General features: G+C 74.6%; 14 protein-coding genes. All 14 read left to right on the top strand.

Annotation, left to right across the window (positions count from 1 at the left end; genetic code table 11):
• The first annotated feature begins 33 nt into the window (after positions 1-33).
• The 14 genes from STRVI_RS15565 (at position 34) to STRVI_RS15630 (ending at position 15,524) form a co-directional block, all read left to right on the top strand.
• The gene (locus STRVI_RS15565) at positions 34-1,020 is read left to right on the top strand and encodes a polysaccharide pyruvyl transferase family protein (protein WP_014056612.1); all 987 of its coding nucleotides are present in this window, start codon (positions 34-36) and stop codon (positions 1,018-1,020) included.
• On the top strand, positions 1,017-1,913 hold the full coding sequence (locus tag STRVI_RS15570; RefSeq protein ID WP_014056613.1) for a glycosyltransferase family 2 protein: 897 nt from the start codon (positions 1,017-1,019) through the stop codon (positions 1,911-1,913). Before STRVI_RS15565 ends, STRVI_RS15570 begins: the two co-directional genes overlap by 4 nt.
• Before the next feature lie 215 nt (positions 1,914-2,128).
• Entirely contained in the window at positions 2,129-3,499 is a 1,371-nt protein-coding gene (locus STRVI_RS15575) for an MFS transporter (protein ID WP_014056614.1), read from the top strand.
• A 114-nt stretch (positions 3,500-3,613) separates the two neighbouring features.
• The gene (locus STRVI_RS15580) at positions 3,614-4,588 is read left to right on the top strand and encodes an NAD-dependent epimerase/dehydratase family protein (RefSeq protein WP_043238856.1); all 975 of its coding nucleotides are present in this window, start codon (positions 3,614-3,616) and stop codon (positions 4,586-4,588) included.
• 73 nt (positions 4,589-4,661) lie between these two features.
• A complete protein-coding gene (locus STRVI_RS15585) occupies positions 4,662-6,338 on the top strand; it encodes a carbamoyltransferase family protein (protein ID WP_014056616.1) in 1,677 nt (558 codons plus the stop codon).
• 47 nt (positions 6,339-6,385) lie between these two features.
• Complete coding sequence (locus STRVI_RS15590) at positions 6,386-7,429, top strand: glycosyltransferase family 2 protein (protein WP_014056617.1); 1,044 nt, start codon at positions 6,386-6,388, stop codon at positions 7,427-7,429.
• Positions 7,422-8,114, top strand: a complete 693-nt coding sequence (locus STRVI_RS15595; RefSeq protein WP_014056618.1) for a D-glycero-alpha-D-manno-heptose-1,7-bisphosphate 7-phosphatase — start codon at positions 7,422-7,424, stop codon at positions 8,112-8,114. Before STRVI_RS15590 ends, STRVI_RS15595 begins: the two co-directional genes overlap by 8 nt.
• Positions 8,111-9,169 carry a glycosyltransferase family 9 protein gene (locus STRVI_RS15600; RefSeq protein ID WP_014056619.1) on the top strand — a complete coding sequence of 353 codons (1,059 nt, stop codon included), beginning with the start codon at positions 8,111-8,113 and terminating at the stop codon, positions 9,167-9,169. Before STRVI_RS15595 ends, STRVI_RS15600 begins: the two co-directional genes overlap by 4 nt.
• A complete protein-coding gene (locus STRVI_RS15605) occupies positions 9,166-10,131 on the top strand; it encodes a glycosyltransferase (RefSeq protein WP_014056620.1) in 966 nt (321 codons plus the stop codon). The genes STRVI_RS15600 and STRVI_RS15605 overlap by 4 nt, the downstream gene beginning before the upstream one ends.
• Positions 10,128-11,369, top strand: a complete 1,242-nt coding sequence (locus tag STRVI_RS15610) for a glycosyltransferase (protein WP_014056621.1) — start codon at positions 10,128-10,130, stop codon at positions 11,367-11,369. The genes STRVI_RS15605 and STRVI_RS15610 overlap by 4 nt, the downstream gene beginning before the upstream one ends.
• Positions 11,370-11,467: 98 nt before the next feature.
• The gene (locus tag STRVI_RS15615) at positions 11,468-12,229 is read left to right on the top strand and encodes a D-sedoheptulose-7-phosphate isomerase (protein WP_014056622.1); all 762 of its coding nucleotides are present in this window, start codon (positions 11,468-11,470) and stop codon (positions 12,227-12,229) included.
• A gap of 3 nt (positions 12,230-12,232) precedes the next feature.
• Positions 12,233-13,672, top strand: coding sequence for a D-glycero-beta-D-manno-heptose 1-phosphate adenylyltransferase (rfaE2, locus tag STRVI_RS15620; protein ID WP_014056623.1), 1,440 nt, complete (start codon positions 12,233-12,235; stop codon positions 13,670-13,672).
• Entirely contained in the window at positions 13,669-14,706 is a 1,038-nt protein-coding gene (locus STRVI_RS15625) for a glycosyltransferase family 9 protein (protein ID WP_014056624.1), read from the top strand. Before rfaE2 ends, STRVI_RS15625 begins: the two co-directional genes overlap by 4 nt.
• Positions 14,703-15,524 carry an SDR family oxidoreductase gene (locus STRVI_RS15630; RefSeq protein WP_014056625.1) on the top strand — a complete coding sequence of 274 codons (822 nt, stop codon included), beginning with the start codon at positions 14,703-14,705 and terminating at the stop codon, positions 15,522-15,524. Before STRVI_RS15625 ends, STRVI_RS15630 begins: the two co-directional genes overlap by 4 nt.
• The last annotated feature ends 45 nt before the right edge of the window (positions 15,525-15,569 follow it).

Below are 15,569 nucleotides of genomic sequence, written 5' to 3' on the forward strand. Positions count from 1 at the left end.
ACCCCGGTCGAGTACGAGGCGGCGGGAGGCTGGATGGCCATCGAGGACGAGGCGGCGAAGCCCGGGAGAGTGTTGCTCACCGGCTGGTTCAGCTTCCTGGACGGTGAGGTCACCGCGGGCGACGCGCTCGCGCTGCGACGGGTCCGAGCCTGCCTGGATCACCTCGGAATCCCGTACGACGTGGCCTGGAGCGCGGGCTACCGGCCCGACGCCCTGGACCTGTCCGAGGCGGCCGGAAACCTCTATACCCATCTGGTCTTCCTCTGCGGCCCCGCGCACGGGCCCCAGGTCGAGGAACTGCACCGGAGCTTTCCCTCCTGTGTGCGTATCGCCGTCGGCACGTCCGTGATCGATGGCTCCGCCCCGGCTGTCACCGGCTTCCACCACGTCCTGTCCCGTGACGCCCCCGGCGGTGTCCGTCCGCTACGGGACCTGGCCGCCGCCGCTCCCACCGGCCCCGGTGCCCCGGTCGTCGGGGTGGTCCTCACCCACGGGCAGGGGGAGTACGCGGGCGCGCGGCGCCACGCCGAGGTGGCAGCCACGCTGACCCGGTGGCTGGCGGCCAAGGACTGCGCATGTCTGGAGCTGACCACTCGGCTCGACGCGCATGACTGGCGGCTGTGTACGACGGCGGGGCAGTTCGAGTCGGTGGTGAGCCGGCTGGACCTGGTGGTCACCGACCGTCTGCACGGGCTCGTACTGGCACTGCGGGCGGGTGTTCCGGCGCTGGCCGTCGACCCCGTCGCCGGTGGGGCGAAGGTATCGGCGCAGGCCCGGGCCCTCTCCTGGCCCGCGACGCTGGGCGCCGGCCAGTGCGTCCGCGCCGAACTCGACCGGTGGTGGTCCTGGTGCCTGGGCGACGGCCGGAATCTCGCCGAGCGGCGCCGGCAGGAGTTCCTGGGTGCGCGTTTCCATGACACCCGGGACGACGGGACGGCGGGGCTGGCGCGAGTGCTCTCGACGGCCGCGTGGCCCGAGGGCCGGCGAGAGCGTACGAGCGACGCGAGGAGCGGGCCATGACCGGCGATCGCATCACCGTGGTCGTCATCACCCACAACCGGTGCGCCGAGCTGCTGCATACGCTCGACCGGCTGGCGGAGCTGCCCGAACGGCCGCCCGTGATCGTGGCCGACAACGGTTCCACCGACGGGACCGCCGACGCGGTAGCCCGTCTGCACGGCGGCGTACGGCTGCTGCGCCTCCGCCGCAACCTCGCGGCACTCGGCCGGAACGTGGCCGTCAGGGAGGTGCGCACCCCGTACACCGCCTTCTGCGACGACGACTCGTGGTGGGAGCCCGGCTCCCTGGAAACCGCCGTGGACCGGTTGGACCGCCATCCGCTCCTCGCCACTGCCACGGCCCGCGTCCTCGTGGAGCCCGCCGGCACCGAGGACCCGATCGTGGCGGAGCTGCGCTCCTCACCCGTACCGGGGCCGCCGTGGCTGCCGGGCCCGGCTCTCGGCTCCTTCATGGCCGCCGCGACCTGTGTGCGGACCGATGCCTTCCGTAGTGTCGGCGGTTTCTCGCCGCGGCTGTGGCTGGACGGCGAAGAGGAGCTGCTCGCCACCGATCTGGCGGTGCGCGGCTGGTGGCTCGCCTACATTCCGGAGATGACGGCTCACCACGCGCCCTCGGTGGTCCGGGAACCCGTGGCCAGGCGCGTACGGGGTCTGCGCAACACCCTCTGGTTCACCTGGCTGCGCCGACCGTTTCCCGCCGCCGTGCGCCGCACCCTGTTCCTGGCCCGCACGGTCCCCCGGGACACGGCGAGCCTGCGCGGATTCCTCCAGGCTGCGGCAGGTGCACCCCGGACACTGGCGCAGCGGCGGGTCGTCCCCGCGGAGATCGAGGACCGGCTCCGGCTGTTGGATGAGACACAGCGGACCTCGACGGCGCGGCGGTACGTGAGCTGAGGGGCGCTTTCGGGCGGGGCCTGTGCTTTCGGGCGGGGCCCTGTGCTTTCCGGTGTGAGGAAGGCCACCGGCGGCGGGGTCTTCTCCCGGAGGGTTCGTCTGTGAGCATGGACGGTCGCTGGGCCATAGCGGTGTCGCCATGGTCAGCCGACCCCTGATGGGGCTTTCTTATCCGTTCATCTCCTCACTCTCGGCCTGCCTGCGTGACCTCCTCCTTGCCTCCGATACCCGCGCCTCGATCTCCCGAGCGTCCCGCACCGCCCTCGTCCGGGCGGAGCAAGCGCTCCCCTTGGCGTTGCCTCCGGCACGGTGGCATGCGGTGGTGGTCGGCGGCGAACCTGGTGTCGAACGTCGGTACGTGGATGCAGCTGACCGTGCAGAACCTGCTGGTGCTGCACATCACCGGATCCGCCGCCACCACCGGTGTCTCGCTGGCGGTGCAGGCGGCTCCGGGACTGCTCCTCGGGCTGGCCGGGGGAGCGGCGGTGGATGCCTGGCCGCGCAAGCTCACCGCGGCCGTCAGCCAGGTGGCGCTGGCGGCCATCGCCTTCACCACGGCGGCCCTGGTCGCGTTCGACCGTCTCGACGTCGCCGCGCTCATGGTCCTTTCCGCACTGACCGGGCTGGTGGCCACCGTGGAGGGACCGGCGTGCGCCCTGCTCGGCAACGAACTGGTGCCCGTCCGGGACGTGTCCTCGGCGATCGCCCTGGGTTCGGTGGTGCACAGTGCGGGACGGCTCATCGGGGTGGCATGCGCCGGGGTCGCGGTGGGGGCGCTCGGCACCTCCGCGGCCTACGCGGCCAACGGGCTGTCCTTCCTCTTCGTGGCCGCCGTCATCCCCTTCCTCCGTCCGGTGGCCGGACACGCCCCGGCCGAACCCGACCGGCGGGCGCCACGGCCCGTGGCCGCCGCCCGCGAGGGACTCGCCTACTTCATGGGCAGGCCACGGCTGGTCGCCCTCACGGTGGTCACCGCGGTGAGTGCCATGTTCGGACGCAACTACGGGCTGACGCTGGCGGTGCTGGTCACGGGACCGCTGGCGGGGAGCGACGAGCAGTTCGGGACCGTCGCCACCGTGCTGGCCGTCGGCGGCATCCTGGGCGCCCTGCTGGCCGGGCGCATGCAGCGGCCGTCCGTACAGTTGATCGGCACGTTCGCCGCGGCCGGGGCGCTCTTGCAGGTCGTCGCCGGGCTCTCGCCCACCCTGGTGGTGCTGCTGGTGGTCACGGCGCCGATGGCCGTCGTGGAGTCGGTCTCCGACACGGCCGGGACCACGGTGCTGCAAACCGATCCGCCGCCGGGGATGCGCGGACGGGTGCTGGGTGTGTGGCGCACCGCGCAGACGGGCTGGGGCCTGGTGGGCCCTCCGCTGCTCGGGCTGCTCATGGAGTGGGCGGGTCCGCGCGGCGCCCTTGTCCTCGGCGGGCTGCTCATCGCGGCGGTGATCGGGGCGGGCGCGCTGTGCCGCACCCGCCGCAGGGCGCCCCGTTCCGGAGCGAAGCCCGTGGCCGCCCACGTGCCCGAGTCCGCGCCCCCCTCCCCGCGGTCGGCCCGGAGCGTCGAGGAGCCGGCCCCCGTCCCGTGATCGGTGCGGACGGGGAAGCGGTGGGCCGAGCGGTCCGCGTATCGGTCATGTCCTGATTGCGTCCCATTCGTGCGGGTATCCGGGGGTCCCATGCGTGAAGGGAAGGGAATGGCCATGGTGACCAGTGACTCCGCAGCCTCCGCCCCCTCCTGGGCGCACGCCGTCGTCACCGGCGGGGCCGGGTTCGTCGGCTCGCACCTGTGCTCGTCGCTGCTCGCTCAAGGAGCCACCGTCACCTGTGTGGACGACTTCTGCACCGGAACCCCGGAGAACGTCGCCCACCTGAGGGGACGGACCGGTTTCACCCTGCTGCGCAGGGACGTCACGGAGCCCTTCGACGTGGAACGGCCCGCCGACCTCGTCCTGCACTTCGCGTCACCGGCCTCGCCCGCCGACTATCTGCGACTGCCCCTGCACACTCTGGAGACCGGCAGCCTCGGCACCCGCAACGCGCTGGCCCTGGCCCGCCGCCACGGGGCGCGCTTCGTGCTGGCCTCGACCTCCGAAGCGTACGGCGACCCCCAGCAGCACCCGCAGAGCGAGCGCTACTGGGGGAACGTCAACCCGGTGGGGCCGCGCAGCGTCTATGACGAGGCCAAGCGCTTCGGCGAGGCACTGACCATCGCGGAGGCGGGAAGCAACGGTACGGATACCGCCGTCGTCCGGCTCTTCAACACCTACGGTCCGCGGATGCGCGGCCATGACGGACGAGCCGTGCCCACCTTCATCCGTCAGGCGCTGGCCGGGGAACCGCTCACCGTCACCGGCGACGGTGCGCAGACGCGCTCCCTCGCCTACATCGACGACACCGTGCGCGGCATTCTGGCGATGGCGGCGTCGGACCTGCGCGGACCGGTGAACATCGGCAACGCGGACGAGATCACCATGCTGGATCTCGCTCACAAGATCATCCGGCTGGCCGGGTCCCGCTCCACCGTCGAGTTCATCGGCCGTCCCACCGACGACCCCGCCGTCCGCTGCCCGGACATCACCCTCGCGCGCGGCAAGCTGCAATGGGCGCCGGCCGTCTCCGCCGACGAGGGGCTGGCCCGCACCATCGAGTGGTTCCGCGCGCGGGTCGCCGCCTGAGCCCCCGCCCCGTGTCCCGCCTGCCCCGTACCCGTTTCCCCAGCGGCCCCGGAGCCACGGAAAGGCCCCGCCCATGCGCATCCTCGGCATCAACGCCCTCTTCCACGACCCGGCCGCCGCCCTCGTCGTCGACGGACGCACCGTCGCCGCCGCGGAGGAGGAACGGTTCTCGCGGCGGAAGCACGGCAAGCGCCCGGTTCCCTTCTCCGCCTGGGAAGTCCCCGAGAAGGCGGCCGTGTGGTGCCTGGAACAGGCGGGCCTGCGCCCCCAGGATCTGGACGCTGTCGCCTACTCCTTCGACCCGGCCCTGGCCCGTCCCGCCGCGACCATGGGCCTGGACGACCCCTGGGACCACCTCCGGCTCACCTACGCCCGCCAGGCCCCCGGCTTCCTGCACACCGCCCTCCCCGGGCTCGACCCGGACGTCGTGCGCTTCGTTCCCCACCACATGGCCCACGCCGCCTCCTCCGCCCTCGCCGCGCCCGGCGCCGAGACCAGCTCCGTCCTTGTCCTCGACGGACGGGGCGAAGCCACCTCCCACCTGGCGGCCCGCCGTACCGGCGACCGGCTGGAACCGCTGTACGGGCAGGAACTGCCGCACTCCCTGGGGCTGGTGTACGAGGAACTCACCGAACACCTGGGTTTCCTGCGCTCCTCCGACGAGTACAAGGTCATGGCCCTCGCCTCATACGGCACCCCTCGGATGCTCCCCGAGCTGCGCCGTTACGTGTTCGCCACCGGTGACGGCGGTTTCCACGCCACGGGTGTGCCGTGGGCCGGTCTGTGCCCCGCCCTCCGCTCCGGCCAGGCGTGGTCACAGGCACACGCCGACCTGGCCGCGAGCGTCCAGGCGTGTCTGGAGGAGACGCTGCTGGACCTGGTCCGCTGGCTGCACGGACGTACCCACGACCGGGTGTTGACCCTGGCCGGGGGAGTGGCGCTCAACTGCGTGGCCAACTCGCGCATCGCCCGTGAGGGGCAGTTCGACCGGGTCTGGGTCCAGCCCGCCGCCGGTGACGCGGGCACCGCGCTGGGTGGTGCGCTGCTGCTCTCCGCCGAGGCCGGCGACCGGCCGGGACCCATGACCGGCGCGGACCTGGGACGCCAGTGGTCGGACGCCGAAGTGGAGGCGTGGCTGAAGACGGCGGCCGTGCCCTTCGAACGTCCGGCCGATGTCGCCGAGACGGTCGCCGAGGCGCTCGCGGACGACGCGATCGTCGCGTGGTTCCAGGGGCGTTCCGAGTACGGGCCGCGGGCGCTCGGCCACCGTTCGCTGTTCGCCCACCCCGGCAGGTCCGGAAACCTGGAGCGGCTCAACGATGTCAAGGGGCGGGAGCAGTTCCGGCCGGTCGCTCCGATGGTGCTGGCCGAGCGCGCGCCCGAGATCTTCGACGGCCCGTTGCCCAGCCCCTACATGCTGTTCGTGCACGGTGTCGCCCCGGAGTGGCGTGATCGCATCCCGGCCGTGGTGCACGTGGACGGTACGGCCCGCATCCAGACCGTCGACGCCGCGGCCGAACCGCTGGTGGCCCGCATGCTCACGGCGTTCGAACGGCGTACCGGGCTGCCCGTGGTCGTCAACACCAGTCTCAACACCTCCGGCCGCCCCATGGTCGACGATCCGCGTGACGCCCTGGAGTGCTTCGGCTCCGCCCCCGTCGACCTGCTGGCCATCGGGCCGTTCGTGATCCGCCGCGGCGCCCTGTTCGCGGGCGGCCGGACCGATACGGCACCGCGGAAGGGGACCTGAGCGGGCTGCCCGCGCTACCGGACCACATGCCGAGGGAGGAGCCCGCCATGACGGAAGCGGCAGAGCGGACCGCCGCACCCGAATACGCCGTGGTCATCCCCACGCTGGGCCGGCCGAGCCTGGCCGTGACCCTGCGCGCCCTCGCCGACGCCAAAGGGCCGGCGCCGCGGCGCATCGTCCTGGTCGACGACCGGCCGCTGGACGACTGCACGGCGCTGCCCGCCGCGGTCCCCGATGACCTGGCGCCCCTGGTGGAGATCACGCCCGGGTGCGCCGCCGGACCCGCCGCCGCGCGCAACATCGGCTGGCTTGCCGCCCCCGAACCCTGGACCGTCTTCCTCGACGACGATGTCGTCCCCGGCCCCACCTGGGCGGACGACCTTGCCGCCGATCTGGCGGCGGCCGGGCCCGGCGTCGCGGGCAGCCAGGGCCGGATCGCCGTACCGCTGCCGGATGACCGCAGGCCCACGGACTGGGAGCGCATGACCGCGGGGCTCGCCACCGCCCGCTGGATCACCGCCGACATGGCGTACCGGCGGGCCGCGCTGGAGGCCGTCGGCGGCTTCGACGAGCGGTTCCCTCGCGCCTTCCGCGAGGACGCCGACCTCGCGCTGCGTATCGTGGCGGCCGGATGGGGGCTGTCCACGGGCTCGCGCCGGACGACCCATCCCGTGCGCCCGGCAGACCGCTGGGTGTCGGTCCGCACCCAGGCGGGGAACGCGGACGACGCGCTGATGGCCAGGGTCCACGGGCGCGACTGGTGGGCCCGGGCAGGTGCTCCGCGCGGCCGTCTGCGCCGCCATCTCGCCATCACCGCGGCCGGGGCCGCCGCCGTGATCGGCGCCGCGACCGGTAGCCGATGGCGGGCCGCGGGCGGTGCGGCGCTGTGGCTGGCCGGCACCGCCGAATTCGCCCTGGCCCGTGTCCTGCCGGGGCCGCGCACCCGGGCCGAGATCGTGACGATGGCCCTGACCAGTGCCGTGATCCCGCCCGTGGCCACCGCGCACCGGGTGGCGGGCCTGATACGCCACCGCTCGGCCGCCCGCCTCGACCGCACGGCGGTGCCTACGGGGGCGGTGGACCATGCGTAGCACTTTGCATCGTTTGATAACGATATGTCCGGGCTACTCGGGGCCCGTGTCCACCGTGGACGCCCCCGAGGCGTCGCCCGTGTGCAAAGGGCCGTGGCTGTTCACCCAGGGTGAGCCGCACGGCTCCCGCACCCGTGTCCGTCGCACGGGCCCCGCAGCGGTCCTCTTCGACCGCGACGGCACCTTGGTCGAAGACCTGCCGTACAACGGCGATCCGGACCGGGTGCGGCTCATGCCCTCCGCCCGCGCCGCCGTCGACGCCGTACGGGCCCGCGGGATACCGGTCGGTGTGGTCACCAACCAGTCCGGTATCGCTCGCGGACTGCTCACCCCCGGCGCGGTCGAGGCCGTGCGGCGGCGCGTCGAGGAACTGCTCGGCCCCCTTGACGTGTGGGCGGTGTGCCCGCACGGCCCCGACGATGGCTGCGGGTGCCGCAAACCCGCCCCGGGGCTCGTCCACGCCGCCTGCGCCGCCCTGGACGTCGGCCCGCGCGCGGCCGTGGTGCTCGGGGACATCGGCGCGGACATCGACGCGGCAGAAGCGGCCGGTGCGACGGGGGTGCTCATCCCCACCCCGGTGACCCGGCCGGAGGAGACCGCCGCCGCGGAACACACCGCACCGGACCTCCTCACGGCGGTACGGGCGCTGCTCGGCGGCTGCGATGACTCGGGAGGCGGCCCTTGAACCCGCCGGGCGCCGGGCCGCGCACTCTGGTCGTACGGCTCGACAGCGCCGGAGACGTCCTGCTGGCCGGGCCGGCCGTGCGTGCCGTCGCCGCCGGCTCCCGCCACACCGGGATCCTGTGTGGTCCGCTCGGCGAGCCCGCCGCCCGGCTCCTCCCCGGCGTCGACGAGGTGCTGGTCCACGATGCGCCATGGGTGGGCTTCGATGCCCCACCGGTGCGGCGTGAGACCACCGAAGCCCTGGTCGTTTCGCTGGCCGCCCGACGCTTCGACCGCGCCCTGATCCTCGGCTCCCACCATCAAAGTCCCCTCCCGGCCGCTCTGCTGCTCAAGCTGGCCGGGGTCCCCTGGGTCGCGGCGGACAGCGAGCACTATCCGGGCACCCTGCTGGACCTGCGGCACCGGCGCGCGGCGCACCGCCACGAGGCACGCGCCGCGCTGGAGCTGGCCGAGGCGGCCGGGTTCGCCCTGCCGCCCGGTGACACGGGGCGGCTGGGCGTGACCTCCCTTCCCGACACCGCCCCGCTCACCGGGACCGATCCCTATGTGGTCGTCCACCCCGGCGCCGCCGTTCCCGCCCGCGCCTGGAGCCCGGCGCGCGCCGCGCGGGCGGTGGCCGCCCTGGGGGAGACCGGCCACCGGGTGGTGGTCACCGGCGGACCGGCGGAGACGGAACTGACGGCGCACGTCGCCGACGGAACCGCCCTGGACCTCGGCGGGCGGACCGGATTCGGCGAACTCGCCGGGGTCCTCGCGGGCGCCGACACGGTGGTCACCGGCAACACCGGGCCCTGCCATCTGGCGAGCGCCGTCGGCACCCCGGTCGTCTGCCTCTTCGCACCCGTGGTGCCCGCCGAACGCTGGGCCCCCTACCGCGTTGCCCACCGGCTGCTGGGGCGTCAGGACGCCCTCTGCGCGGGCAGCCGCGCCCGCGTCTGTCCCGTAGCGGGCCACCCCTGCCTGGACTCCGTGACCGACGCCGAGGTCCTCGCCGCCGTGGACGCGCTGATCGCCACCGGCCGGGCCGACGACCGCCCCCTGGAGGCGACGGCATGAACATCCTTCTGTGGCATGTGCACGGCTCGTGGACTACGGCCTTCGTGCAAGGCCCCCACCGCTACCTGGTGCCCGTCCTCCCCGGCCGTGGTCCCGACGGCCGCGGCCGGGCCCGGACCTTCCCGTGGCCCGAGTCGGCCACCGAGATCACTCCGGAAGAGCTGACAAAGACCCCGGTGGACCTGATCGTCCTCCAACGGCCCCACGAACCCGGGCTCGCCCGCCGCTGGCTCGGAGGCCGCCGCCCCGGACGTGAGGTGCCCGCCGTCTACGTCGAGCACAACGCCCCGGACGGCAGAGTTCCCGGCACCCGCCACCCGTGCGCCGACCGCGACGACCTCACCCTGGTCCACGTCACCCACTTCAACCGGCTCTTCTGGGACAACGGACGCGCCCCCACCGCCGTCGTCGAGCACGGCGTCATGGACCCCGGACACCGCTACACGGGGGAGTGCGAACGCGCCGCCGTCGTGGTCAACGAACCGATACGGCGGGGCCGCCACACCGGCACCGACCTGCTGCCCGCGCTCAGCCGGGCCGCTCCGCTCGACGTCTTCGGCATGGCCACCCGAGGACTCGCCCGCCACCTCGCCCTGCCCGGCGGCCTCTGTCGTACCTGGGAGCTGCCCCAGGCCGAGTTGCACACCGCCATGGCACGCCGCCGTCTGTATTTGCACCCCGTGCGCTGGACCTCGCTCGGGCTGTCCCTGCTGGAGGCCATGCACCTGGGCATGCCCGTCGTGGCCCTGGCCACCACCGAGGTGGTCGAGGCCGTACCGGACGGCGCGGGAGTGCTCTCCACCCGCCCCGAGGTCCTCGCCCGCGCGGCGCGTACCTACCTGCACGACCCGGACGCCGCGGCCGAGGACGGGGCGCGTGCCCGCCGGGCCGCTCTCGACCGGTACGGAATCAAGCGTTTCCTCGACGACTGGGAGCGGCTGATAGCGGAGGTGACCCGATGACACCGCAGTACGACCGCCCCCGCGCGTCACTGGACATCGCGCTCGTCTCGGAGCACGCCAGCCCCCTCGCCGCGCTCGGCGGAGTGGACGCCGGTGGCCAGAACGTACACGTTGCCCGCCTCGCCGGGGCCCTCGCCGACCGTGGCCACCGGGTCCGCGTCTACACTCGCCGCGACGCGCCGGACCTGCCCGCCACGGTGCCGATCCGCGCGGGCGTCGAGGTGCGGCATGTGCCCGCGGGCCCGGCCCGGCCACTGCCGAAGGACGACCTGCTGCCGTACATGCCCGACTTCGGAAACCACCTGGAACACGAGTGGCGGATCGCCCCGCCCGATGTCGTCCACTCCCACTTCTGGATGTCCGGGGTGGCGTCGCTGCAGGCCGCCCGGGCCCTCGGACTGCGGCTCGCGCACACCTACCACGCGCTCGGGACCGTCAAGCGGCGCCATCAGAAGGACGCGGACACCAGCCCACCGGACCGCGTCGCCTGGGAGACGAAGGTCGGCGAGGCCTGTGACCGCATCATCGCCACCTGCCGGGACGAAGTCGCCGAACTGGCCGCCATGGGCCTGAGCACGGACCGGATCACGGTCGTGCCCTGCGGCGTGGACCCACGGCTCTTCACCCCCGGCGGGCCCACCGCGCGCCGGCCCGCGGACCGGGCCCTGCTGGTGCAGATCGGCCGGCTGGTGCCCCGGAAAGGGGCCGCCGTCTCCCTCGCCGCCCTCTCTCTGCTGCCGGATGCCGTCCTGCTGATCGTGGGCGGGCCGCCGCCCGCCCAGGCGGCCCATGACCCGGAGATACGCCGTCTGAGGGCCCTGGCCCGCCGGGCGGGAGTCCCCGACAGGGTCGGATTCACCGGCGGCCTGCCGCCCGAACAGATACCCGCCCTGCTGCGCGCCGCCGATCTCGTCCTGTGCCCCGCCGACTACGAGCCCTTCGGCATCGTGCCCCTGGAGGCCATGAGCTGCGGAACACCCGTGGTGGCCACCGCCGTGGGCGGTCAGCGCGACACGGTCGTCGACCCCGCCACCGGCCGGCTCGTACCGCCGCGGGACCCCGCAGCCCTGGCCGAGGCGGTCGCCGGACTTCTCGCCGCCCCCGCGACGGCCGCCGCCTGCGGCCGAGCGGGCCGACGGCGCGTCCTGACCCGCTACAGCTGGGACAGGGTCGCCGCCGCCACCGAAAGCGCCTACCGCGATCTGCTGGCCACGGCCGGACCGCCCAGGGCGGCTTGACCGCCCCGACGGCGGCCACCCGCGGGTGGCCGCCCCACTCAACGGGAAGGAGGTGCGGGCCGAACCCGCCCACCGGCGAAGTACCGGCCCGGACAGCCATGACCGACACGCTGCGCGCCGCCCAGGCACACTGCCAGTCGCTCCAGGACGCCGTGGCGCACCTGCGCGACAACGGCCTGGAACAGATCACCGCGTGGGGCCGCCACCTGGCCGCCACCCTCCCCGTCGGCGGCCGGCTCATCGCCGCGGGCAACGGAGGCAGCGCCGCCCAGGCCCAGCACCTGACCGCCGAACTCGTCGGCCGCTACCGCCGCGAACGCCCCGCCTACTCGGCCATCGCCTTGCCTACCGACACCTCCAGCCTCACCGCCATCGGCAACGACTACGGCTTCGAGGAGCTGTACGCCCGGCAGGTCGCCGCGCACGGCAGACCCGGCGATGTGCTGGTCCTGATGTCCACCTCCGGACGCAGCCCCAACTTGCTGGCCGCCGCCGACACCGGGCGCGCCGCCGGGCTGCGGGTCTGGGCCATGACCGGCCCCCGCCCCAACCCGCTGACCCTCCGCGCCCACGACACGCTGTGCATCGCCTCCGGCAGCACGGCGACCGTCCAGGAGGCCCACCTGGTGGCCCTCCATCTGCTGTGCGAGAGCTTCGACCACGAGACCCTCGACCACGACCACGAGGCCCTCGACCACGACCACGAGGCCCTCGACGACGACCACGACCACGACCACGAGACCCTCGACGAAGAGCCCCTCGCCACGGGCACCGCCGACCCCGTAACCACACGGCGCTACGACCTCCCGCGCGCCCAGCCCCCCGCGCCCCGTCCCAGCCGCGCGACCGACGGGAGGTGACCCATGAGCGCCGCGCAGCGACCCCTGGTCGTGGTCGGTGACACCCTGCTGGACCAGGACGTCGACGGCGAAGCCACCCGCCTGGCCCCCGACGCCCCGGCCCCCGTCGTGGACGTCACCGTGGACCGCAGCCGCCCCGGCGGTGCCGGACTCGCCGCTCTGCTCGCCGCCCGCGGCGGGCGCGAGGTCGTCCTCGTCACCGCGCTGGGCGACGACGCCGCGAGCCGGACCGTCCGCGAGGCCCTGCGCTCCCTGGTCACCTTGGCCGAGGTACCCCTGGACGGCACCCTCCCGGTCAAGACCAGGATCCGCGCCGGAGGCCGCCCCCTGGCCCGCGTCGACCGAGGGGGCGGAACGCCGGGAAGCCCTGGAAGGGCCGCCCTCGCCGCCCTACGGAACGCCGGAGCCGTCCTGGTCGCCGACTACGGCCACGGCACCGCGGGCGCGCTGCGCCGACACCTCGCCGACGCGGCGCACACCGCACCCCTGGTCTGGGACCCGCACCCGCGCGGTGAACGGCCCGTGCCCGGCGTACGGCTCGCCACACCCAACGCCGCCGAGGCCCGGCTCCTCCTCGGCTCCGACGGCGGCCCCAGGAACGATCAGGGGCCCCTGCGCGTCCACGGAGCGCGCGGCACCCGCCTCGGTGAGCTCTGGGGCGCCGCGGCCGTCGCCGTCACCCTGGGGGAGCGCGGTGCGCTCCTCACCCGCCCGCACAGCGGCGATCACCTTTACGTTCCGGCCGCCTACCGGGCCCAGGGCGACCCCTGCGGTGCCGGAGACCGCTTCGCCGCCACTGCCGCGAGCGTGCTGGCGGACGGAGGGCTGCCGGAGGAGGCGGTCCAGCTTGCCGTCGCCGAAGCCGCCGCTTTCGTGGCGTCGGGCGGCGCCGGCGCCCTCCGGCCGGGTGAGGCCCTCAGCGGTGACGAGGCCCCCGGGCGCCCGCGCGACGCCTACGGCCTCGCCGAGGCGGTCCGTACCCGGGGCGGTACCGTCGTCGCCGCCGGAGGCTGTTTCGACCTGCTGCACGCCGGCCACGTCGGACTGCTCCAGAACGCCCGCCGCACCGGTGACTGTCTGATCGTGTGCGTCAACTCCGACGCCTCCGTGACCCGTCTGAAGGGCCCCGGCCGCCCGATCAACCCGGTCGCGGACCGAGTACGGGTGCTGGCCGGACTGGGCTGCGTCGACGCCGTCGCCGTCTTCGACGAGGACACCCCGGAGCCGCTGCTGCGCAGACTGCGCCCGGACGTCTGGGTCAAGGGCGGCGACTACAGTGCCGACACCCTGCCCGAGGCCGCCGTGCTGCGCGAATGGGGTGGGCAGGCCCTCGTCCTGCCGTATCTCGACGGTCGGTCCACCACCGAACTCGCCCGCCGGGCGGCCCTCGGGGCCACCGTCCGCCCGGCCCCGCCCCCGGTGCCCTCGCGGACCCGCCGATGACGCGCCCCGCGGGCCGCCGCCCCCGCCTGCTGGTCCTGCGCGCTCTCGGCCTCGGCGACCTGCTCACGGCCGTCCCGGCGCTCCGCGCACTCCGGCGCTCCCACCCCGGCTACGAGCTGCTGCTGGCCGCACCGGGCCGCCTCGCCGAGGCCTCGGCGGCGACCGGAGCCGTCGACCGGTTGCTCGCCACCTCGGCCCCCGCCCGGGCCGTCCCCAACCGGATCGACTGGACCGGACCGCCACCGGAGGTGGCCGTGGACCTCCACGGGAACGGGCCGCCCAGCCACCGTCTGCTGAGCGCCCTGCGTCCGGGCCGCACTCTGGCCTACGCCCACCCCGACACCCCCCAAGTCCCCGGACCGCTGTGGCGCGACGACGAACACGAGTGGGTCCGCTGGTGCCGGCTGCTCCTTTGGTACGGCATCCCGGCCGACCCGGGGGACCAGCGGATCAGCGCCCCCGAGGGCCGCGGCTCGCCCGCGCCCGGAGCGGTGGTCCTGCATCCCGGCGCCGACGCCGCCGCGCGCCGGTGGCCCGCCGAGCGCTTCGCCGCGGTGGGACGGGCCCTCGCCGCGACCGGCCACCGGGTCGTCGTCACCGCGGGCGCCGATGAGGCCCCCTTGGCCCATGGGGTCGCCCGGGCCGCCGGGCTGCCTCGGTCGGCCGTGCTCGGCGGCGACGCCGATGTACCGTTCGCCGACCTCGCCGCACTCGTCGCCCGGGCCCGGGCCGTGGTCGTGGGCGACACCGGCCTGGCACATCTGGCGACCGCCCTGGGCACCCCCTCCGTCGTCCTCTTCGGACCGGTGGCCCCCCGGCTGTGGGGACCACCGCGCTGCGACCTCCACCAGGCGCTCTGGTACGGCGGCGACGCCACCCCCAGGCCGGGTGACGCGCACGGCACCGTCCCCGACGAGCGACTGCTCGCCATCAGCGTGGCCGATGTCCTGGCGGCGGTCGGCAGGCTCCCCCGCCCGGCCGCGCCCGCGCCCCGCCGCCCGCACCCGACCACCCCCACCGGGGCCGCCGGATGACCCCCAGCGACACCACCGGCTCCGGCCGTCTCGCCCGCGGCGCCGTCATCACCGGCGCGGACTCCGGCATCGGCCGTGCCACAGCAGTGCGGCTCGCCGACGAGGGCATGGACATCGGCATCACCTGGAACACCGACCACGAAGGGGCCGAACGGACGGCGGCCGAGGTGCGGGAACACGGGCGGCGGGCCGTGATCGAGCGGATGGACCTCACCGGACTCCCGGAGGCCGCCGAGGCCGTCGACCGGCTGGCCGACGCCCTCGGACGCCTCGACGTCCTCGTCAACAACGCGGGCACGGGAACCGCCACCCCCTTCCTCGACCTCGACCACACCACCGTGCAACAGGTCCTCGACGTCGACCTGGTCGGCCCCTTCCTGTGCGGACAGCGCGCGGCGCGCCGGATGATCCGCCAGGGCGGGGGCGGCCGGATCGTCAACGTCACCAGCGTCCACGAACACCAGCCACGGGTGGGCGCCGCACCCTACTGCGCGGCCAAGGGCGGGCTCGGCCTGCTCACCCAGGTGATGGCCCTGGAACTGGCCGAACACGGGATCCGGGTCAACGCGGTCGCACCAGGCGAGATCGCCACCCCGATGACCGGCCAGGAGGACACGGACGTCCGCGGCCAGGACCGGCCGGGGATCCCGCTCGGGCGGCCCGGGGATGCCCGGGAGGTCGCCGCCGTGATCGCCTTCCTCGCGGGCCCGGACGCCGACTATGTCACCGGCGCCTCCTGGGCGGTGGACGGTGGCATGCTCCGCATGGGGCCGATGGCCGGGTCACACCTGGGCAGCGGGGACTGGCGCCGGGGGTGAATTCCGTGGGCTTCTCAAGACAGGGCCCAGGACACGACCCAGGGC

The organism is Streptomyces violaceusniger Tu 4113, from assembly GCF_000147815.2.
Taxonomy (GTDB): domain Bacteria; phylum Actinomycetota; class Actinomycetes; order Streptomycetales; family Streptomycetaceae; genus Streptomyces; species Streptomyces violaceusniger_A.

Bases quoted from the DNA above. Each gene is read 5' to 3' on its own strand.
- STRVI_RS15565 (WP_014056612.1), top strand. From the start codon at position 34: ATGGCCATCGAGGACGAGGCGGCGAAGCCCGGGAGAGTGTTGCTCACC.
- STRVI_RS15570 (WP_014056613.1), top strand. From the start codon at position 1,017: ATGACCGGCGATCGCATCACCGTGGTCGTCATCACCCACAACCGGTGC.
- STRVI_RS15580 (WP_043238856.1), top strand. From the start codon at position 3,614: ATGGTGACCAGTGACTCCGCAGCCTCCGCCCCCTCCTGGGCGCACGCC.
- STRVI_RS15585 (WP_014056616.1), top strand. From the start codon at position 4,662: ATGCGCATCCTCGGCATCAACGCCCTCTTCCACGACCCGGCCGCCGCC.
- STRVI_RS15590 (WP_014056617.1), top strand. From the start codon at position 6,386: ATGACGGAAGCGGCAGAGCGGACCGCCGCACCCGAATACGCCGTGGTC.
- STRVI_RS15595 (WP_014056618.1), top strand. From the start codon at position 7,422: ATGCGTAGCACTTTGCATCGTTTGATAACGATATGTCCGGGCTACTCG.
- STRVI_RS15605 (WP_014056620.1), top strand. From the start codon at position 9,166: ATGAACATCCTTCTGTGGCATGTGCACGGCTCGTGGACTACGGCCTTC.
- STRVI_RS15610 (WP_014056621.1), top strand. From the start codon at position 10,128: ATGACACCGCAGTACGACCGCCCCCGCGCGTCACTGGACATCGCGCTC.
- STRVI_RS15615 (WP_014056622.1), top strand. From the start codon at position 11,468: ATGACCGACACGCTGCGCGCCGCCCAGGCACACTGCCAGTCGCTCCAG.
- rfaE2 (WP_014056623.1), top strand. From the start codon at position 12,233: ATGAGCGCCGCGCAGCGACCCCTGGTCGTGGTCGGTGACACCCTGCTG.
- STRVI_RS15625 (WP_014056624.1), top strand. From the start codon at position 13,669: ATGACGCGCCCCGCGGGCCGCCGCCCCCGCCTGCTGGTCCTGCGCGCT.
- STRVI_RS15630 (WP_014056625.1), top strand. From the start codon at position 14,703: ATGACCCCCAGCGACACCACCGGCTCCGGCCGTCTCGCCCGCGGCGCC.